The organism is Streptomyces sp. NBC_01351 (genome assembly GCF_036237315.1).
GTDB lineage: Bacteria > Actinomycetota > Actinomycetes > Streptomycetales > Streptomycetaceae > Streptomyces.
Genome location: NZ_CP108356.1, coordinates 4818082 through 4835443, shown reverse-complemented (window position 1 = coordinate 4835443; position 17362 = coordinate 4818082). Strand labels below are relative to the sequence as shown.

The following is a 17362-nucleotide window of genomic DNA, read 5'->3' as shown; positions in this document are numbered from 1 at the left end:
TGACGGCGTCTGCGACCCGTCTTGGGCTGGACATAGGCCGCCACGGATCGCTACACAGCTGACGTCGTCTGGCGTCGATCAGCCCGGCATGGGCTGGGCATAAGCCGCCTTGAACGGCCGGTTGAGACTCGACGTGCGCGTCTGCGGCCAAGCCAGGAGGAGGAAGCACCGGCTGGGGGTCGGCAAGGGCCTCAGAGCATCGGAGCGTCCAGCTGCGGCTGCAACCGGACCTCGGTCACGCTCACGTCCTCGGGAGCGCCGAACGCCACGACCATCACGCCGTTGCCGATGTCCGTCACCTCCAGCGCCAAGTGCTCGGCCCCCACGCGCAGGTCGATCCTCACTACGGGCTCGCCATTGAAGTCCGGCACGCGGTGGATCCGCGCCGCCGGGTAGTTCAGGCTCGTCAGCCGGTTCCGCATCTCCTCGTACGTGGCCGCTTCCGTCCCCGAGAACGCATTACTGATGCGCACTTGGTGCCTCTGGGCAGCGCACTCCTCTGCCGAATCCAGCGGCACCGGGTCGACCAGGACGGGCATGGTGGAGTCAGGGGTCGGCTCCACTGCTGCGGTGTCGAACACAGAGGCCGTTGCCACGCCATCGACACCGTCAAAGACGTCCGGGGCACAGCTCTGCGAGATGAGGTCCGCCATCTCGAGGAACCGCGCCTCCGCGTCGTCGCTCGCCGCGACGGTACTGACCACGGAGATCTGATCGGCGGCGGCGCTCTGCGCGCCGAATCCGGCCAGGACGACGACGCTGCCGAGGGTGGCCGCCAGCAAGGACTTCGGGAGGAGGCTTGATCGCATGTCCATACGATGCAGGCCGCTGACAACCGCCCACATGAGTACCCGTACTTAATCCACCAGCGCATCAGCTCACCGTGAAGACCAGCCACAGACAAGTCGCGGACGCCAACAGGCCGGCAGCGCGTAGCGATCCGTGGCGGCTTATGTCCAGCCCAAGACCGTCGCAGACGCCGTCATGGAGGAGCGCGTAGCGATGTGTGGCGCCTGTCGGGGGCTGGGGTATTTGTGGTCGCTGTTTGGCGAGGGCCGGCCGCCTGCCCGGTTCAGAGCCGGGGCTGACGGGCCCGGGCTGGGGCCTGCCCCCTACCGGAGCAGGGCCGGACATCCCGACCACCCCGCCCCTGTCCTTTCTCCCCCGGCCCGTTCTTTTGGGGGGTTCCCGGCAGTCTTCGTTTTTCCGTGGCGGGACGGTCTGTCAAGGGCGGCCGAAGGCCGTCGCGCAGCGACGCGAACGCAGTGAGCGCCCTTGACAGGCCGTCACGACACGGAAGGACGATGAGACTGACGGGAACCCCCCAAGCCTTCTCTGATTCCGCCCGGTGAAGGTCCCGCCAACCCCCGACCCCGCCCCGCAGGACGCCCCGGCCGCTCCCCACCCCCGAGGGGGCGGGTGGGCAAACACCGGCCAGGGGCGGGGGGGCTTGGGGGGTGGAGGCCCCGCACGCGCGTGGACCCGTACACGACCCACCCGCGCGGCACCCGCCCCCTCCCCCTCCCCCTACAGCCGGCTCAGCGACGCTGCCGCGAACAGCACGTCGCGGATTGCTTCGCGGTCGCCGTGTTGGCCTACCGCCGCTTCTTCCGGGGAGATGTGGCCGGCGGCCAGCTGGCAGAACTCCATGCCGTCCAGCGCGATCTCCGCCACCGTGTGGTCCGCCGACGGCTTCGCGCCCGGTGAGTCCAGGGCGATGTCCCAGCCGCCTCCGCCCGCGCCCTCGATCTCCAGGTGCAGGGTCCGGCCCGGGGCGCCCGCCGCGACCAGGCCGCGGGCCGGGGCCGCCAGGCCCGCGCGGCGGCGGTGGGCCAGGGCTCCGGGGAGCAGGCGTGCCGCCAGGTCGATCATGCGGTGGAGGTGAGGGCCGGACGGGGGCTCGTACGGGTAGTCCACCGCCTCCGCGATGTCCCACGCGTGCACCCAGCACTCGAAGGCCCGCTCCAGGAACGCGTCCCCGAGGGGGAGGGTGAAAGCCCCGTAGTCGACCGACAGTTCCGCCACGCCCCGGCCCGCGAAGGACACCGTGCGCACCAGGGTGTGCCCCTGGTCCCGCCACGGTTCGCGGACCTGCCGCGTGGTCGGGTACGCCGACGCGGTCCAGAAGTGCTCCGTGCGGGCGGCCGGGTCGCCGGTCGGTGCGTCGGGGCCGAGCGGATCGTCCAGGCCGAGGGCTCCGGCGATCAGCCCGTCGTCCGTGAGCAGGTGTCCGATCACCCCCGCCACCGTGGTCCGCCGCGTGCGCCGGCGTTCCTCCTCGAACCACTTGAGCCGCACCGGGGTGTGCCATTCCGAGTCCCCGAAGTCCTGGAGCAGCGCGTCGAGCCGCGCGGTCTCCGTGTCGTACGGGCTCGCCCACACCGGCACCGGGATGCGGGCCGGCCGTTTGCCCAGGCAGTCCTCCAGCACCCGCGAGCGCAGCAGCGGCGTGAGGTCGAGGTTCTCCTCCGGGTGCAGCAGCCCGACCGCGTCGCGCAGCCGCAGCGCCTCGTCCGCGCAGGGCGCGCACTCGGTGAGGTGGTCCTCGACGGCCTGCGTCTCCTCGGCGGAGCACGCGGCCAGCGCCCAGGCGCCGAGCAGGGACTTGAGTACGGCGTGCGAGGGCGGCGTAGCCGTTTGCGGCCGCTCCTGTGCCTGCGGCAGGGGGTCGGGGGCGTGCCGTGGGTCGAGGTCGTCGGCGGCGCCGCGGGGTCCCGGTATCCGCGGTCCGCCGCCGGGGCGCTCGTGTCCGTCGTATCCGTCGTCGGGAGATTCGGCGGGGCCGTTCATCGGGTCGTTCCGTATTCGCTCGGGCCGTATCCGGGCGGGCGGGCCGTGTCCTCCTGCGGGAGGGCGTTGGCGGTCGAGAGGAGCTGGAGGCCGAGGCGCAGCCGGCGGCGTGCCTCGTCCTCGCTGATCTGGAGGTCGGCGGCGGCCTGGCGGTAGTCGCGCCGCTTGAAGTACGCGAGTTCGAGCGCGGCGCGCAGCGGTGCGGGCATGGAGGTCACGATGTAGTCCGCGCGGGCGGCGGCGTTGGCACTGCGCACCTTCTGCTCCAGCTCCTCGCGCGAGCCCCGGCCCAGCTCGGCCTGGCGCAGTCTGGCCACCGCCTGCCCCTGCGTGATTCTGGCGACCCAGGAACGCATGGAGCCCTGCTTGGGGTCGTAGGCGTCCGGGTTCTCCCAGATGTAGCCGAACACCTCGCGGGTGATCCGGTCCGCCGCCTTCTCGTCGCCCAGGACCCGGTGCGCCAGACTGTGCACGAGCGAGGCGAAGCGGTCGTACAGCTCCCCGAGCGCGGCGGCCTCGCCGCGTGCGAGGCGCTGCTGCATGCGGCGGTCCCAGCGCGGTGGTACGTCCTTCGGCATAAGTGCCCCCAGCCGTGGCCTGGCCGTGTGTCGACCTGTCGAATGTAGTGGGCACCGAGCGCTCCGCGCCCGTTTTGGGAGAACCTCGCCCTGGAAGGATGCCCTCCGTGATAGAGCCGTGGCCGGGTGTGAACGGTGGTGCGGGCGGCGGTACATGGGTACAGACGTACGCGCCCCACCGCGCTCCCCGTGCGCGGGTTCGACGCCGCCACCTCCTTGACCGCTTCGCTTAACGCGCAGGCCACATAGGCCTTACGCTCCTGTCCTGTCTTGATCTGAACCCACCGCACACGTGAAGGCGGAACGCCGAATATGGACAGCGCAGAATACGAGCGCAAGATCGCCGCCCGATTCACCACCTTCGACCAGGACGGGTCCGGCTATATCGACCGGGAGGACTTCAGCGCTGCCGCGAAGGCCGTCCTGGCCGAATTCGGCACCACCGCCCGGTCCGACAAGGGCCAGGCCGTCTTCGCGGGCGCCGAGGCGTTCTGGCAGGGGATGGCCGGCATCGCGGACGTCGACGGGGACCAGCGGGTGTCCCGCGAGGAGTTCATCACCGGGGCGGCGAAGCGGCTGCGGGACAGCCCGCAGCGGTTCGCGGAGATCGCGCGGCCGTTCCTGCGGGCGGTGATCGCGGTGGCGGACGCGGACGACGCGGGTGCGACCACGACGGCGGCGGCGCGGGTGCTTCGCGTGCTCGGCACGGCGCCGGAGCTGGCCACGCAGGTGGCGACCGCGCTGGACGGGGACGGCGACGGGCGCATCACGGAGGACGAGATCCTGGTGGCCTTCGCGGGCTACTGCGGGGTGGAGGCCCCTGACGCCTGACGGCCGGCCGGGCCGGGTCCCTTGCGGGGCCGTGGATGTGGCCGCTGCTGCCGCCTGCCCCGGTGCGGCTCAAAGATCCGGGGCTCCGCCCCGTACCCTCTCCCCCAGCTACCGCTGGGAGGTGCCCCCACCAGACTCCGTCCGGGGGGACCCCCACTCCTCAAACGCCGGAGGGGCTGGATTTTGGCCGATCCAGCCTCGCCGGCGTTTGAGGCGCGGGGGCTGGGGCGGAGCCCCGGTGGGCGGCCCGCGCGGGCCGGCAGGGCACCCCACGGACCCCGCACCCGGCACGCCGCCCGGGTCAGGGCTACGCGAAGACCACCGTGCGGGAGCCGTTCAGCAGGACTCGGTGTTCGCTGTGCCACTTCACCGCGCGGGCCAGCGCCTGGCATTCCACGTCGCGGCCGACCGCGACCAGCTGGTCCGGGGTCACCTCGTGGCCCACCCGCTCGACCTCCTGCTCGATGATCGGCCCCTCGTCGAGGTCGGCCGTCACGTAGTGCGCGGTCGCGCCGATCAGCTTCACGCCCCGGGCGTGCGCCTGGTGGTACGGCTTCGCGCCCTTGAAGCTCGGCAGGAACGAGTGGTGGATGTTGATGATCCGCCCGCTCAGCTCCTTGCACAGGGTGTCGGACAGCACCTGCATGTACCGCGCCAGCACCACCAGCTGGACGTTCTCGGAGCGCACGAGTTCCAGCAGCTCCGCCTCCGCCGCCGCCTTCGTGTCCTTCGTCACCGGGATGTGCACGAACGGCACGTCGTACGAGCCCACCAGCTCGGCGAAGTCGGTGTGGTTGGAGACCACGGCCGCGATCTCGATCGGCAGGGCCCCGATCGACGTGCGGAACAGCAGGTCGTTCAGGCAGTGGCCGAACTTCGACACCATCAGGATGATCCGCATGCGCTCGTCGGCGCGGTGGATCTCCCAGTCCATCTTGAACGAGTCGCCGATCGCGGCGAAGCTCGCGCGCAGCTTGTCGACCGTCACCGCGGGCTCGGCCTCGAAGTGCACCCGCATGAAGAAGAGCCCGGTCTCCCGGTCTCCGAACTGCTGGCTGTCCACGATGTTGCAGCCGGTCATGAACAGGTAGCTCGACACGGCGTGCACGATGCCCTGCTTGTCGGGACAGGACACGGTCAGAACGTACTGGGGCAGGGGCAGCGGCGAGGGCTGGGCCTGGGTGTCGGTGTGCGAGTCGCTCATGACCGCACAGCCTTTCACACGGCGCGGGTGAGGATCTTCAGTGTCTCGATGGACGTCGGCCGCACGTCCGGGTCGTCCCCGTCCGCCGTGGCCAGTCGTACGTGGGCCTCGCGCGCCGCGCGCACGGCCTCGGGCCAGGCGTGGTGTTCCAGGTAGGCGGAGACGGGGGCGTCGGGGCCGACCTGGTGCATGATCCGGAGCACGCGCAGCACGGCGAGGTCGACGAGGGCCGCCTCCTGCGAGTCGCGGAAGATCGTGCCGACGTACTTCTCGGCGGACCAGCTGTCGAGCCAGGTGTCCTCGACGAGCCGGTACACGGCGTCGGTGACGTCCCCGTACCCTTCGCCGCCGGCCAGCCAGGTGTCCTCGTGGAAGGCCGGATCGGAAAGCATGTGCAGCGCCGAGCGCACGTTGCAGCGCCAGCGCCACCAGGGCATGTCGTTGAGGGGCATGCCGCCCATGGTGGAGGAGCGGCTGCCCCGGCGGGAAGAGTTCTTCGGACCTTGGGCGAATGTCACGCTTTCGATCGTACGTTCCCGTTGAGTGCGATCTTGAAGCGCCCGCACTGGACGGCACCCCCTGTAATTCACCTCGGCGTCACCCGATGTTGTGTCCATCTCACTCGTGAGTTACCTCCGGGCGGAATGGTGCATGGACATGACCATCTCGCGACGCGCCGTTTCCCTCTCCCGCACCTTCGTGGCCACGGCGATGGGTGCGTGTCTCGTCGCCGGGTGCGGAGCGCTCCCAGGAGACTCGGGGGGCCCCGGGGACACGATCACCGTCATGACCTTCGCCCCGGAGGAGACCAAGGCGACCAACATGCCGGGAATGACCGGCATGGCCAAGGCCTACGAGCGCTGGGTCAACTCCAAGGGCGGCATCAACGGCCGCAAGCTCCGCGTGCTGACCTGCAACGAGCAGAACACGGCCAACGGCGCCGCCGACTGCGCCCGCAAGGCGATCAAGGAGAAGGTCGTCGCCGTCGTCGGCTCCTACAGCCAGCACGGACGCGCCTTCATGGCCCCGCTGGAGGTGGAGGGCATCCCCTTCATCGGCGGGTACGGAGTCTCCTCCGAGGAGTTCCAGTCCACCTTCTCCTACCCCGTCAACGGCGGCCAGCCCGTCCTCATCGCCGGCGCCGGCCACCAGCTGGGCCGCGCCTGCGAGAAGGTCGCCCTCGTCCGCCCCGACACCCTCGTCGGCGACACCCTCCCGGTGCTGCTCAACGCCGGGCTGCGGGCCAACCAGATGTCCGACGCCTCCGACATCCGGGCCGCGGAGGACTCCGCCGACTTCACCCCGCAGGCCCGCGAGGCCCTCTCCCACACCCTCGGAGGCGGCGGGGCCAAGGACAAGAACAACGGCTGCGTGACCGCGGTCCTCGGCGAGCGCACCGAGACCTTCTTCGACGCCTTCCGCCGCACGGAGCCCCAGCGCAAGAAGCCGCAGATCGCCTCGGTCCTGGGCAGCGTCAGCCAGTCCCTGGTCGACCGCACCGGCGGCAAGGAGAGCCCCTTCGAGGGCGCGTACATCACCAGCTGGTACCCGGTGGCCACCGATCCCCTCTGGGAGCCGATGCGGAAGGTGATCTCCGACTTCGCCTTCGGCGACGACACCGTCGACGCCGACGACAGCGGGGTGCAGACCACCTGGATCGCGTACACCGTGCTCAACGAGGTCATCAAGGGCTTCAAGAAGGACGACGCCATCAGCTCCCGCAAGGTCGCCCGAGCACTGAACCAGGCGCAGGCGGTCAAGACCGGCGGCCTCACCCCGGACCTCAGCTGGCGCTACCAGGACATGCGCGCCGTCACCGGCTTCCCCCGGATCGTCAACGGCCAGGTCACCTTCCAGATCGTGCAGACCGGCCGCCTCGTGGCGCAGCCGGGCATGCAGTCCCTGGACATGACCTCGACCCTGGAACAGACCCCCCGCGGGGCCTAGTACGTCCTCGGGCTCACAGCTGCGACTTGTCGCGCTTCGTGAGCCCGTACTTGGCCGCGATCTTGTTCCACAGGGTCGCGGCCTGTTCCTTGGCCTTCGTCGCTTCGCCGCTCGACTTGTTGCCGGCGGCGGCGTTGGAGGAGTTCTTGGCCTTGCCGTCCTTGCACTTGTCGTCGTCCGCCTCGTCCGCCCACGCCGCGTAGCTGTTGTCGGCGTCCGCGGAGGACCGCCAGGCCTTGGTGAGGGCTGCGGTCAGGCGGGCGTGGTCCGGGAGCTGGTCCACCTTCAGCTCCTGGAGGCGGGTGATCAGCCCCTCGCGCTGGCGGGCCGCGTCGCGCAGGTCGGAGGCGGCCTGGTCGAGATTCTTGCAGCCCTTGATGTCCTCCACGGCCTTGATCACCGAGGCGCGGCTGTCGTTGCTGTCCGCGAGGAGCTTGTCCAGCTGGACGGCCTGCGGGCGGCCCGGGTCCACGGGGGCCTCACCGGGCGCGGCTGAGCCTCCGGCCGCGGCGGTGGCGGCCGGGGCCACCGCGCCGGGGTCGTTGTTCTGCGGCTTGCCGTTGCCGAGCAGCGAGCCGACGCCGAGACCGACCACCACCAGGCCGATGACCACGGCGGCGATGATCCCGGGCGACACCTTGCGGCCCGCCTCCGGCGGGGGCGGCGGCGGGGCGTACTGCTGCGGCTGCTGGTACTGGTGCTGCTGCATGTGCGGCGGTACGGGGCCCTGCGCGTGCGGCGGATAGGGGCGCTGCGGCGGCCGGCGGAGCACCGGCTCCTGGATCGGCGGCAGCATCTGCGTGTGCCCGGCCTCCTCGGCGCGGAACAGCCCGTCGAACCCGTCGCCGGGGGCGGCCGGCACCGGCGGGATGAACTGCGTCGCGGCCTCTTCGTGCGGCGCGGGGGCCGCCGGCACGGGCGCGATGAACTGCGTCGCCGCCTCTTCGTGCGCGGGAGCGGCCGGCACCGGCGGTATGTACTGGGTGACGGCCTCCGGCAGCGGCGGATAGCCGTAGCCGTGCGGATCGCCCGGCCCCTCGTACCCGGGACCCACCACGTGCCCGGGAACGGGCCCGGCCTGCGCCTCGGGATAGGCCTGCGGATAGCCGTACGCGGGCCCTCCGGGCTCCTGCGCCGGGTACGCCGGATATCCGGACGCCGGGTCCGGACCCCACGGGGCACCCGGCTGGGGGGCGCCCCCTTGTCCGTGTCCGTTCTGCGTCACCGGGACTCCCTCTCCGACTTGCCCGAACCTGCGCAACCGTCGGCCCACGCTACCCGGTACCCCCACACCCCCGGCAGCCCCATCCGGCCACGCATCCCCGCGGAGCCGGCCGGAGGAGGCCGCGTCATCCGGCACGGTCGAAGCCGGAGGCCGTCCGGCCCATTCCCCGTGCGGGTCCCCGGCCGGCCGGGCAGGCATCGCCCGTACACGTCCAACAAGGAGGCCGGCGTTGCCGCGAGCGAACGAAACACCCCTGCGAACGAGAAGCCGGTGGCGCCGGCTGCGATGGGCGCCCTTGCCGGCGGTGGTGGCCGTACTGGCCTGCGTACTGCCGGCGACGGCCACCACCGGAACGGTGTGGACGACCCTGGCTCCGCTGCCCGCGGCCCGGGACTTCCTGGGGGCGGCGACCGCTCCCTGTCCACCGGGCCAGACCGGCACCTGCGTCTACGCCATGGGCGGCCGTGACGCCCTCGGCAACGCCACGACCCCCGGCACGGTCTCGGGCAGGGCGGAGTCGTACAACCGGCTCACCAATGCCTGGTCGACCGTCCGCCAGATGCCCACACCCCGGTGGGGCTTCGGGACGGCGAGCGCGCCCTGCCCGCCGGGCCAGACCGGCACCTGCGTGTACACCATCGGCGGGTTCACGGCCTTCGTCCTCACGGGTCCGGACACGCCCGTCGCCACGGTGGAGTCGTACAACCCCGTCACCAACGCCTGGAGCACGGTCACCGCGCTCCCCGCGCCGCGGGGATCGCTCGCGGCGGCAGCCGCGCCCTGCCCGCCCGGCCAGACCGGCACCTGCGTGTACGCCGTGGGCGGCATCGACGGCACCGGCACCGCGCTGGGCCAGGTCCACTCGTACAACCCCGCCACCAACGCCTGGAGCCAGCCGACTGCGCTGCCCACTCCCCGGCACGGCCTCGCGGCAGCGACCGCGACGTGCCCGCCGGGCCAGACCGGCACCTGCGTGTACGCCATGGGCGGCGCCGACGGCACCAGCTCCGTCCAGTCGAGCGTCCGCTCCTACAACCCGGCCACCAACGCGTGGAGCCCGGTGGAACCGCTGCCCACCGGCCGGTACCTGCTCGCGGCGGCGTCCGCGCCGTGCCCGCCGGGCCAGACCGGCACCTGCGTGTACACGGTCGGGGGTCGTGGCGGCCCCGGCTTCAACGCCCTGGGCACCGTGGAGTCGTACAACGCCGCCTCCAACGCCTGGACGACGCTGCCCGCGCTTCCGACGGCGCGGTCGCACCTGGCGGCCGCGGTCATGCAGTGTCCGCCCGGCCAGGGCGCCATGTGCGTCTACGCCACGGGCGGCAGCAGCTCGCCCACCGGCCTCCAGAGCGCGGTCGACGCCCTCGACCCGCCCCTTGACGGCCCCGCCGGGGATGCCGCGGGCCCGTGAGCACAGCCCGCGGCGGCTGCCCTCAGTACACGTGCCCCACATGTGCGAGCGCCTGCTTGAGCAGCACCCCGTGCCCGCCCGGCATCTCGCCCTGCAAGGCCGCGGAGGCGGCCTCCTGCGGGCTGAACCAGACCAGGTTCAGCGCGTCCTGCCGGGGCCGGCAGTCACCGGCCACCGGCACGATGTAGGCCAGCGACACCGCGTGCTGGCGCGGGTCGTGGTACTGGGTGACCCCCGCCGTGGGGAAGTACTCGGCGACGGTGAAGGGCTGGAGGGAAGCGGGCACGCGGGGCAGGGCCACCGGGCCGAGGTCCTTCTCCAGGTTGCGCAGCAGCGCGTCGCGCACCCGCTCGTGGTGCAGGACGCGGCCGGACACCAGGGTCCGGCTGACCGTTCCGTCCGGCCCCATGCGCAGCAGCAGCCCGATGTCGGTGACTTCGCCGCTGTCATCCACGCGTACGGGTACGGCCTCGACGTACAGGATCGGCATCCGGGCCCGGGCCGTTTCCAGCTCGTCCGAGCTCAGCCAACCGGACGCCGTTTCGGTCATGTCAGACATTGCTTGATCATACTTTCCAAGGGGCGCCGCCCACAGGATCCACACCGCCCGGATACGGATGGTCCGTACATCCGGTCCCTGGGCGGATGAACGCCACCTCGGCCCCGCCACCCGCCGGCCCACGTCGGGGCGTCCCCGCAGGCGCGGACGGGGCCGGGTGTGCGTCGGGGCGTCCCCGCAGGGCGCGGCGCCCCGCCCAGTCCCCGCCGGCCCGGACGGGGCCGGGTGTGCGGTGGGGCGTCCCCGCAGGGCGTCGAACACACCCACCCTCGGCCCACCGACCCCCCGACACGTTCGACGCCCGAGGAGACGCCCCGGCGCGCGCCCGGCCACGGCCGGGCCGGCCCACGCGCACCCGGCCCCGCCCGGCCCAGCCCCACCCCGCCCGGCCCGCCCGGCCTAGGCAACCCGCGCCGACGAGTCCAGCCGCGCCGTGAATTCCCGTACCGCGGCCTCCTCCCGGTACGGCTCCAGCCGCACCCGGAAGTCCTCCAGGTACTCCGCGCCCCGGTTCGAGCGGAGCCCCGCCAGCAGGTCCGCCGCCTGGGCGGCCGTCTGGCAGGCGGCCTCCACCTCCCGCTGCTGCACCCGCGCCGACGCCAGCAGCAGCAACCCGATCGCCCGCCTCCGCGCCTTCGCCGCCGGCAGGCCCCGCAGCGCCTCCTCGGCCCGCTTGGCCGCCGCGTCCCCCTGGCCCAGGTCCCGGTGGCAGTGCGCCAGCTCGTCCGCGAGGTAGGCCTGGTCGAAGTGGCCGATCCACACCGGGTCGTCGCCCGACTCCGGCTCGGCCCGCTCCAGCGCCGTCACCGCCCGCGAGGACAGCACCGCCGTCGCACGCGAGTCCCCCAGCAGCGCGTGCCCGCGCGCCTCGGCGGCGTAGAACATGGCCTCCACCCGCGGGGTGACCTGCCCCCGCGTGCCCTCCTGGGCGGCCCGCGCCAGCTGCGCGATCTCCCTCGGGTTGCCCAGCTCGGCGGCGAGGTGGCTCATGGACGCCGCGAGCACGTAGCCCCCGTACGCGCGGTCTCCGGCCGCCTGGGCGAGCCGTAGCGCCTGGATGTAGTAGCGCTGCGCGAGCCCCGGCTGGCCCGTGTCCACCGCCATGTAGCCGGCGAGCTCGGTCAGCCGGGCCACCGCCGCGAACAGGGCCCGCCCCACCGGCTCCCGGTAGGACCCGCCGATCAGCCCGGACACCACGGAGTTGAGGTAGTGCACCACCACCGGCCGCACGTGCCCGCTGCCGAAGCGGTGGTCGAGTTCCTTGAGGGCCTCGGTGGTCGCGCGCACGGCCTCGACGTCGGACATCCCGACGCGCGAGCCGCCGCTGCGGGCCACTTGCGTATCGGCGCCGGTGATCAGCCAGTCGCGGCTCGGCTCGACCAGCGCGGACGAGGCCACGCTCGATCCGGCGAGGAAATCGCGGCGGCCGACGTCGCTGCGCCACAGCTCGCAGACCTGCTCGATGGCGCCGATGACGGTCGGGGAGAACTGCAGGCCGACGCCCGAGGCGAGGTTCTTGCCGTTGGCCATGCCGATCTCGTCGATGGTGACGGTGCGGCCGAGTTTGCGCCCGAGCGCCTCCGCGATGATCCCGGGGGCCCGGCCGCGCGGCTGCTGGCCGCGCAGCCAGCGGGCCACGGAGGTCTTGTCGTAGCGGAGGTCGAGGCCGTGCTCGGCCCCGCACATGTTGACGCGCCGGGCGAGCCCGGCGTTGGAGCACCCGGCTTCCTGGATGAGCGCCTGCAGCCGTTCGTTCGGCTGGCGGGCGACGAGAGGCCTGGCTGCCATGAAAACCCCCTGATGCCGCGGGTGATCGTTGGAATGATCACTTCCCGCCTGATGTGCGGAGAATCTTCCGCTCTGCGTCGTGTCGCTACCCAACTCCGGCGCCCCGGGCTCCTACGCGCCCCCACGCGTGCTTCGGTGCGCCCCGTATGCAGGATCGATGCTCCGCCCACCGGCCGGTTTACGCCCGTAACCCCGGGTGACCCGGGTAGTTGTGATGGGCGTGGAAGAGACCATCGGAGTCACGGAGACCGCACCCATCCCCAAGCAGCGCGGCGAGCAGCTGCTGGACCATGCCGTGCGGTACGCGGAAGAACGGCACTGGGATGTGTTCGCCGGCACCTGGCTGGAGCCCGGGGACGGCCGGGAGCTCTGCTCCTGCGGGGCGGCGGACTGCCCGGCTCCCGGCGCGCACCCGACGGTGAAGGACTGGGCGGCGCAGGCCACGGGGAGCGCCGTGCAGGTCCGGCGGATCTGGGCGAAGCACCCGGAGGCCTCGATCCTGATGCCGACGGGCCGCACCTTCGACGCGCTGGACGTGCCGGAATCGGCCGGGTTCCTGGCGCTGGCGCGGCTGGAGCGGATGCAGCGCACCATCGGGCCGGTCACCCTGACCCCCGACCACCGGATGCTGTTCTTCGTACTGCCGGGAGCCGGGGCGAAGGTCGCCGACCTGGTGCGCAAGTCGGGCTGGTCGCCGTCCGGGCTGGACCTGGTGGCACGGGGCGAGGGCGAGTACGTGGCCGCGCCGCCCACCCGCTTCGGCGGCCGGGGCTCGGTCCAGTGGGCGCGGCGGCCCACGCCGGCGAACCGGTGGCTGCCGGACACGGAGGAGCTGATCGACGCGCTGGCGTACGCCTGCGGCAGCGAGGCGGCGGCGGAACGCAAGCGCCGCCAGGGGTGACGGTTGCCTGTACTGCGCGTTTGCCCCGGGAACTCATGACATAAGTAACTGCTCACGCCTCTCCCCCTCCTCCTATGGTGAGGACAGAACGACCAGTACGACCAGTACGACCAAACGGGGACGTGGAGAGAGGCAGGCGCACATGCCGGACCAGGCAGATGCGACGGGCGGGACGTACGGGACGGATGGCGCGCGATCCGCGCCGTCCGCCGTGCGGGTGGAAGGTCTGTGGAAGCGGTTCGGGGACCAGGTCGCCGTCTCCGGCGTCGACTTGGAGCTGCCCGCGGGCAAGTTCATCGGTCTCGTCGGCCCCAATGGCGCCGGCAAGACGACGACGCTGTCGATGGTGACGGGGCTGCTGCGCCCGGACATGGGGCGGGTCTTCGTCGCCGGCCGCGACGTGTGGGCGGACCCGGTCGAGGTGAAGTCGCGGATCGGCGTCCTGCCGGAGGGGCTGCGGCTCTTCGAGCGGCTGTCGGGGCGCGAACTGCTCGGTTACATGGGCCGCTTGCGCGGGCTGCCGGGCGAGGAGACCGACAAGCGGGCGACGCAGCTGCTGGAGGTGCTCGACCTCGCCGGTTCGCAGCACAAGCTGGTCGTGGACTACTCGACGGGCATGCGGAAGAAGATCGGGCTGGCGGCCGCGCTGCTGCACAACCCCGAAGTGCTCTTCCTGGACGAACCGTTCGAGGGTGTCGACCCGGTGTCCGCGCAGACCATCCGCGGGGTGCTGGAACGTTACACCGCCTCCGGCGCCACCGTCGTCTTCTCCTCCCACGTGATGGAGCTCGTCGAGTCGCTGTGCGACTGGGTGGCGGTGATGGCCGCCGGACGCATCCGCGCCGCGGGCCCGCTGGCCGACGTACGGGGCTCCGCGCCCTCCCTCCAGGCCGCCTTCCTCGAACTGGTCGGCGCGCACGGGCGCGACGCGGCCGGGGACTCGCTGGAGTGGCTCGGCGGCGGCTCCGGGGCGGGCGCGCGATGAGCGCCGACGCCGCACGCGTCACTGCTGCCTCTGCCGGCTCTCCTTCCGCTCCTTCCGCTCCTCCCGCGGCTTCGGCCACTTCGACCGCTTCCGCCGCTCCGGTTCCGCTGACCCGGATCTTCGTCCGGCTCAAGCTGTCGCTGCTGCGCAACGGGCTGAAGGGCAACTCGAAGCGCAAGGCCGCCTGGTTCGGCACCCTGGCCTTCACCCTCGTCGTCGGCTTCTTCCTCACGCTCGGCCTCGCCCTGCTGCGCGGCCACGCCCACGCGGGCACCGTCGTCGTCCTGCTCGCCGCGATCCTCGCGCTCTGCTGGGCCTTCATGCCGCTGTTCTTCCCGACCGGCGACGAGACCCTCGACCCGAGCCGGCTGGTCATGCTGCCGCTGCGCCCGCGTCCCCTCGTACGGGCCCTGCTCGCCTCCTCGCTCGTCGGCATCGGGCCGCTGTTCACGCTGTGCCTGGCCGTCGGCTCGGTGGTGGCGGTCGCGCAGGGCGGCGCGGGCATCGCCGCCGCGGTGGTGGCGGTCCCCCTCCTGATCCTCGGCTGCGTGGCCCTGGCCCGCGCGGTGGCCACGGCGAACGTACGGCTGCTGACCAGCCGCAAGGGGCGTGATCTCGCGCTGCTGAGCGGGCTGCTGATCGCGGTGGGTGCGCAGACGGCGAACTTCGCCAGTCAGCGGCTGTTCGAGGCGGGCGGTCTCAGCCGGCTGGAGCCGGTCGAGGAGGTCGTGCGGTGGCTGCCTCCCGCGACGGCCGTCGGCATGGTGGACTCCGCGAGCGAGGGCTCCTACGGCCTCGCGGCGGCCCAACTGGCCCTGACGCTGGCGGCGCTGGCCGGGCTGCTCTGGTTCTGGGAGCGCAGCCTGACCAAGCTGATGGTCACCCCGGACGGCTCGACCATCGCGGCCGCCAAGCCGGAGAAGGACCGCGGCACGGGCGGCGGCATCTGGTCGCTCCTGCCGGGCGGGCGCACCGGCGCGACCGTGCAGCGCAGCCTGCGCTACGCCGTGCGCGACCCGAAGACGAAGTCCGCCTGGGTGACCGCGCTGGCGATCGGCCTGATCGTCCCGGTCTTCAACGCCCTCCAGGGCACCGGCTCCGTCTACCTCGCCTGCTTCGGCGCGGGCATGCTGGGCATGCAGATGTACAACCAGTTCGGGCAGGACACCTCCGCCTTCTGGATGGTCGCGCAGACCATCTCGACCCGGCGTGACGCGTACGTGGAACTGCGCGCCCGGGCCGGCGCGCTGGCCCTGGTCACCGTCCCGTACACGATCCTCGTCACGGTGGTCACGGCCGCCCTGGTCGGCGACTGGACCGGCTTCCCGGCCGCCCTGGGGCTGGCGCTGGCCCTGCTGGGCTCGATGCTGTGCACCGGCGCGCTGGCCTCGGCGCACTTCCCGTACTCGATCCCGACGGACGGCGCCTTCAAGAACGTCGCGCCGGGGCAAGGGGGGCTCGCCTGGGGCGGGATCTTCGCCGGGATGCTCGGCTCGGCGCTGGTCTGCGCCCCGGTGATCGCCACGACGATCTGGTTCAGCGTGACGGACCAGCAGTCCGTCGGCTGGCTCCTGCTCCCGGCGGGAGCGGCCTGGGGCGCCCTGGCCGCCTGGGTGGGCCTGCGGCTGGCGGCGCCGACGGTGGTGCGGAAGCTGCCGGAGATCCTGCTGGCGGTCAGCAAGGGCTGAGTTGCCGCCCGCTCGCGCGGGACGGCGTGAAGGGCCGGTCTTCGCTCCCTCGGGAGTGGAGACCGGCCCTTCGTCGTAATCGGGGTGTGGGGGGCGGATCAGACCGTCGGCAGCGCGGCGGTGAAGGCGGCCGGGACGGAGACCACGTCGTCGAAGCTGCGCTTGCCGGCGCCGAACTCGTCGGCCTTCATGGCCCGCTTCTTGCCGGACACGACCTCCCAGACGGTGTTGCTGTCCTGCGAGAGCAGCATCGTGCCGTCGGCCGGCGCCGCCTTGGTCTTCGCCGAGGCGAGCCAGGTGCCCGGGACGGACTCCAGGGGGCGCTTGTCGTAGCCGAGGCCGGTGAAGTCGGCGTAGGCGAGCGAGACGGCCTTGCCGCCGGCCATCACGAACACGCTCGGGTCCGCGCCCGAGGCGTCCTTCACGACGCTGCCGTTCGGCAGCTGCCGTGCGGCGGCCCCGGCCAGCCACTCGCCCGGGACGCCCATCAGCGCCCGCTGGTTGTAGCCGTTCGCCGTCCACTCGGCGGCCGAGATGTGCAGTGCCGAGCCGTTGACCATCACGTAGCGCGACGCGTCCTGCCCGGTCTGGTTCATCACGACGATGCCGTCGGTCACGGTGCGCTGCACCGCGCTCTGCAGCCAGGAGGTCGGGACGCCCATGTCGCGGCGGACGTTGTAGCCGCCCTCCGTCCAGTCCGCGCCGCCGATCTTCAGGGCGGCGCCGTCGATCACCACGTAGCGGCTGGTGCCGCCGGCCTCGTCGTGGACCACGGTGCCGGCCGGCGGGGCGACGGGCAGGTTGCGGAAGGCCGAGTCCTCGATCAGCACGATCTTGCCGAGGTCGTAGTGGTCGGGGCCGACGTCGGAGGCCGCCACGGGGAGGCCCGCTCCCTCGATCATCACCTTCACCGCGGCGCCGTTCGGCGACTTGACGAGGGTGCCGGAGGCCAGCGAGGCGGGGTTCGGGTAGGTCGGGGCGGCCGGGTACGGGTCGGCGTGGTCGGCGCCCAGGTTGTACTTCGGGCCGCAGTACGGCCAGGCCCGCTCGCCCTGTACCGCGAGGACCTTCTCGGCTATCCGGATCTGCTGCTCTTTGGTGGCCCGGTCGGCGCGGGAGGCGTAGGCGAGTCCGCCGAAGCCGGACCAGGTCTGCTGGGAGAACTGGAGGCCGCCGAAGTGGGTGCCGGTCGCGTCGATCGCCTGCCAGTTGTTGGTCGATTCGCAGGAGGCGACCTTGTCCCAGGTGGCGACGGACGCGGCCGAGGCGGGGGTGCCGGTCACGAGCGGAGCGGCGACGGCCAGCAGGGCGGTGGCGGTGACGGCGAGTACGGACTTCTTGCGGGCGGCGGAGCTCATGGGTGGGTTCCTCGGGGTGTCTGCGGGGCGGCGGGGCGGCGGCTGCGGGGCGGCCTGGTCGGCGCGATGGCCGCTGCGGCGGGGCTGAGCAGGCCCG

15 protein-coding genes are annotated in these 17362 nt (G+C 72.5%); 6 read left to right on the top strand and 9 right to left on the bottom strand.

The features are described 5' to 3' along the window. Positions 1–191 precede the first annotated feature (191 nt). From OG625_RS22340 to OG625_RS22330, 3 genes are all read right to left on the bottom strand, one after another. A complete protein-coding gene (locus OG625_RS22340) occupies positions 192–809 on the bottom strand; it encodes a hypothetical protein (RefSeq protein WP_329383946.1) in 618 nt (205 codons plus the stop codon). Positions 810–1527: 718 nt separating this feature from the next. Beyond that, positions 1528–2790 (bottom strand): maleylpyruvate isomerase N-terminal domain-containing protein, encoded by a 1263-nt coding sequence (locus OG625_RS22335; protein ID WP_329383944.1) that lies wholly within the window; start codon positions 2788–2790, stop codon positions 1528–1530. Then, positions 2787–3368 carry a sigma-70 family RNA polymerase sigma factor gene (locus tag OG625_RS22330; protein WP_329383941.1) on the bottom strand — a complete coding sequence of 194 codons (582 nt, stop codon included), beginning with the start codon at positions 3366–3368 and terminating at the stop codon, positions 2787–2789. Before OG625_RS22330 ends, OG625_RS22335 begins: the two co-directional genes overlap by 4 nt. A gap of 312 nt (positions 3369–3680) precedes the next feature. Between OG625_RS22330 and OG625_RS22325 the strand changes: the two genes are divergently transcribed. After that, a complete protein-coding gene (locus OG625_RS22325; protein WP_329383938.1) occupies positions 3681–4199 on the top strand; it encodes an EF-hand domain-containing protein in 519 nt (172 codons plus the stop codon). A 307-nt stretch (positions 4200–4506) separates the two neighbouring features. Here OG625_RS22325 and purU read toward each other — a convergent pair whose 3' ends face one another. After that, positions 4507–5403 (bottom strand): formyltetrahydrofolate deformylase, encoded by an 897-nt coding sequence (purU, locus tag OG625_RS22320; protein ID WP_329383935.1) that lies wholly within the window; start codon positions 5401–5403, stop codon positions 4507–4509. 14 nt (positions 5404–5417) lie between these two features. Continuing rightward, entirely contained in the window at positions 5418–5864 is a 447-nt protein-coding gene (locus OG625_RS22315; RefSeq protein WP_329390853.1) for an SCO4402 family protein, read from the bottom strand. A 196-nt stretch (positions 5865–6060) separates the two neighbouring features. On the opposite strand from OG625_RS22315, the gene OG625_RS22310 reads away from it, so the two are divergent. Then, positions 6061–7350 (top strand): ABC transporter substrate-binding protein, encoded by a 1290-nt coding sequence (locus OG625_RS22310; protein WP_329383932.1) that lies wholly within the window; start codon positions 6061–6063, stop codon positions 7348–7350. Between the two features lie 13 nt (positions 7351–7363). Here the strand turns inward: OG625_RS22310 and OG625_RS22305 are convergent, their stop codons facing one another. Beyond that, entirely contained in the window at positions 7364–8575 is a 1212-nt protein-coding gene (locus OG625_RS22305; protein WP_329383929.1) for a hypothetical protein, read from the bottom strand. Between the two features lie 304 nt (positions 8576–8879). On the opposite strand from OG625_RS22305, the gene OG625_RS22300 reads away from it, so the two are divergent. Next, on the top strand, positions 8880–9986 hold the full coding sequence (locus OG625_RS22300) for a Kelch repeat-containing protein (RefSeq protein ID WP_329390850.1): 1107 nt from the start codon (positions 8880–8882) through the stop codon (positions 9984–9986). 22 nt (positions 9987–10008) lie between these two features. On the opposite strand, the gene OG625_RS22295 is transcribed toward OG625_RS22300, so the two are convergent. Beyond that, positions 10009–10536, bottom strand: a complete 528-nt coding sequence (locus OG625_RS22295) for an NUDIX hydrolase family protein (protein WP_329390849.1) — start codon at positions 10534–10536, stop codon at positions 10009–10011. Between the two features lie 408 nt (positions 10537–10944). Next, positions 10945–12333 carry a transcriptional regulator gene (locus OG625_RS22290; RefSeq protein ID WP_329383926.1) on the bottom strand — a complete coding sequence of 463 codons (1389 nt, stop codon included), beginning with the start codon at positions 12331–12333 and terminating at the stop codon, positions 10945–10947. 214 nt (positions 12334–12547) lie between these two features. Between OG625_RS22290 and OG625_RS22285 the strand changes: the two genes are divergently transcribed. The 3 genes from OG625_RS22285 (at position 12548) to OG625_RS22275 (ending at position 15907) form a co-directional block, all read left to right on the top strand. Beyond that, positions 12548–13234 carry a bifunctional DNA primase/polymerase gene (locus OG625_RS22285; protein ID WP_329383923.1) on the top strand — a complete coding sequence of 229 codons (687 nt, stop codon included), beginning with the start codon at positions 12548–12550 and terminating at the stop codon, positions 13232–13234. Positions 13235–13376: 142 nt separating this feature from the next. Continuing rightward, positions 13377–14219: an ABC transporter ATP-binding protein gene (locus tag OG625_RS22280; RefSeq protein WP_329383920.1), complete on the top strand. Its 843-nt coding sequence runs from the start codon at positions 13377–13379 to the stop codon at positions 14217–14219. Continuing rightward, on the top strand, positions 14216–15907 hold the full coding sequence (locus tag OG625_RS22275) for a transporter (protein ID WP_329383916.1): 1692 nt from the start codon (positions 14216–14218) through the stop codon (positions 15905–15907). Before OG625_RS22280 ends, OG625_RS22275 begins: the two co-directional genes overlap by 4 nt. Before the next feature lie 98 nt (positions 15908–16005). On the opposite strand, the gene OG625_RS22270 is transcribed toward OG625_RS22275, so the two are convergent. Further along, positions 16006–17265: a transglycosylase family protein gene (locus OG625_RS22270; RefSeq protein ID WP_329383913.1), complete on the bottom strand. Its 1260-nt coding sequence runs from the start codon at positions 17263–17265 to the stop codon at positions 16006–16008. Positions 17266–17362 lie beyond the last annotated feature (97 nt).

Excerpts from the sequence above, each read along its gene's own strand:
- OG625_RS22340 (WP_329383946.1), bottom strand. The coding sequence starts at position 809 with ATGCGATCAAGCCTCCTCCCGAAGTCCTTGCTGGCGGCCACCCTCGGC.
- OG625_RS22335 (WP_329383944.1), bottom strand. The coding sequence starts at position 2,790 with ATGAACGGCCCCGCCGAATCTCCCGACGACGGATACGACGGACACGAG.
- OG625_RS22330 (WP_329383941.1), bottom strand. The coding sequence starts at position 3,368 with ATGCCGAAGGACGTACCACCGCGCTGGGACCGCCGCATGCAGCAGCGC.
- OG625_RS22325 (WP_329383938.1), top strand. The coding sequence starts at position 3,681 with ATGGACAGCGCAGAATACGAGCGCAAGATCGCCGCCCGATTCACCACC.
- purU (WP_329383935.1), bottom strand. The coding sequence starts at position 5,403 with ATGAGCGACTCGCACACCGACACCCAGGCCCAGCCCTCGCCGCTGCCC.
- OG625_RS22315 (WP_329390853.1), bottom strand. The coding sequence starts at position 5,864 with ATGGGCGGCATGCCCCTCAACGACATGCCCTGGTGGCGCTGGCGCTGC.
- OG625_RS22310 (WP_329383932.1), top strand. The coding sequence starts at position 6,061 with ATGACCATCTCGCGACGCGCCGTTTCCCTCTCCCGCACCTTCGTGGCC.
- OG625_RS22295 (WP_329390849.1), bottom strand. The coding sequence starts at position 10,536 with ATGACCGAAACGGCGTCCGGTTGGCTGAGCTCGGACGAGCTGGAAACG.
- OG625_RS22290 (WP_329383926.1), bottom strand. The coding sequence starts at position 12,333 with ATGGCAGCCAGGCCTCTCGTCGCCCGCCAGCCGAACGAACGGCTGCAG.
- OG625_RS22285 (WP_329383923.1), top strand. The coding sequence starts at position 12,548 with ATGGGCGTGGAAGAGACCATCGGAGTCACGGAGACCGCACCCATCCCC.
- OG625_RS22280 (WP_329383920.1), top strand. The coding sequence starts at position 13,377 with ATGCCGGACCAGGCAGATGCGACGGGCGGGACGTACGGGACGGATGGC.
- OG625_RS22275 (WP_329383916.1), top strand. The coding sequence starts at position 14,216 with ATGAGCGCCGACGCCGCACGCGTCACTGCTGCCTCTGCCGGCTCTCCT.
- OG625_RS22270 (WP_329383913.1), bottom strand. The coding sequence starts at position 17,265 with ATGAGCTCCGCCGCCCGCAAGAAGTCCGTACTCGCCGTCACCGCCACC.